This window comes from Natrinema sp. HArc-T2, assembly GCF_041821085.1.
In the GTDB taxonomy this organism is placed as follows: domain Archaea; phylum Halobacteriota; class Halobacteria; order Halobacteriales; family Natrialbaceae; genus Natrinema.
The window spans coordinates 1-1,397 of sequence record NZ_JBGUAZ010000024.1 but is presented as its reverse complement, the minus strand read 5'-3'; the positions used below and the strand labels follow the sequence as shown (position 1 = coordinate 1,397).

1 rRNA gene is annotated in these 1,397 nt (G+C 58.3%); it reads right to left on the bottom strand.

The annotated features are described in order from the left end of the window. Nucleotides 1–1,397 (bottom strand): 16S ribosomal RNA (locus ACERI1_RS18780); the annotation flags it as partial.

Below are 1,397 nucleotides of genomic sequence, written 5' to 3'. Positions count from 1 at the left end.
TACGGTTACCTTGTTACGACTTAAGCCCCCTTGCGGAGCCCAGATTCGACCTCGGAATCGAGGCCTCATCCGGACCCCACTCGGGTGCTTTGACGGGCGGTGTGTGCAAGGAGCAGGGACGTATTCACCGCGCCCTTCTGAGGCGCGATTACTACCGAATCCAGCTTCATGAGGGCGAGTTTCAGCCCTCAATCCGAACTACGACCACGTTTCGGAGATTAGCGTCCCCTTTCGGGGTTGCATCCCACTGTCGTGGCCATTGTAGCCCGCGTGTCGCCCAGCACATTCGGGGCATACTGACCTACCGTTGCCCGTTCCTTCCTCCAGTTTGGCACTGGCAGTCCTCCTAATGTACCCAACCACCGCAAGGGTGTTGCTGGCAATTAGGAGTGCGGGTCTCGCTCGTTGCCTGACTTAACAGGACGCCTCACGGTACGAGCTGACGGCGGCCATGCACCTCCTCTCAATGGCTCCAGTAAGGTCATCAACCTGACTTTCACTGCACATTGTCGATGCTGGTGAGATGTCCGGCGTTGAGTCCAATTAAACCGCAGGCTCCTCCGGTTGTAGTGCTCCCCCGCCAATTCCTTTAAGTTTCATCCTTGCGGACGTACTTCCCAGGCGGTCTGCTTCACGGCTTCCCTACGGCACACCACAGGCTCGTAGCCTGTGGCACACCTAGCAGACATCGTTTACAGCTCGGACTACCCGGGTATCTAATCCGGTTCGTGACCCGAGCTTTCGTCCCTCACCGTCGGATCCGTCTTTCCAGAGCGCTTTCGCCACCGGTGGTCCGTCCAGGATTACGGGATTTCACTCCTACCCCGGACGTACCCTCTGGATCTTCCGGTCCCAAGCCACACAGTTTCCACCGGACGCCCGCGCGTTGAGCGCGCGGATTTCCCGATAGACTTGCGTGGCCAGCTACGGACGCTTTAGGCCCAATAAGAGCGGTCATCACTCGTGCTGCCGGTATTACCGCGGCGGCTGGCACCGGTCTTGCCCAGCACTTATTCTACCACCTCCTTACGGTGGTGAAAAGCGAGGACTATATGCCCTCGCACTTGGAGTCCCCTTATCGCACTTTCGTGCAGTGTAAAGGTTTCGCGCCTGCTGCGCCCCGTAGGGCCCGGTATCTTGTCTCAGATACCGTCTCCGGGCTCTTGCTCTCACAACCCGTACCGATTATGGGCACGGTGGGCCGTTACCCCACCGTCTACCTAATCGGCCGCAGCCACATCCTATGGCGCCGGGGCGTTTCTGACTCTCGCCACTTCCAGGCTGAGAGTCGTATCCCGGATTAGCCTCAGTTTCCCGAGGTTGTCCGGATCCATAGGGTAGTTTGGCCACGTGTTACTGAGCTATCTGCTACGAGTACAAACTCGTGCAACTAGCAT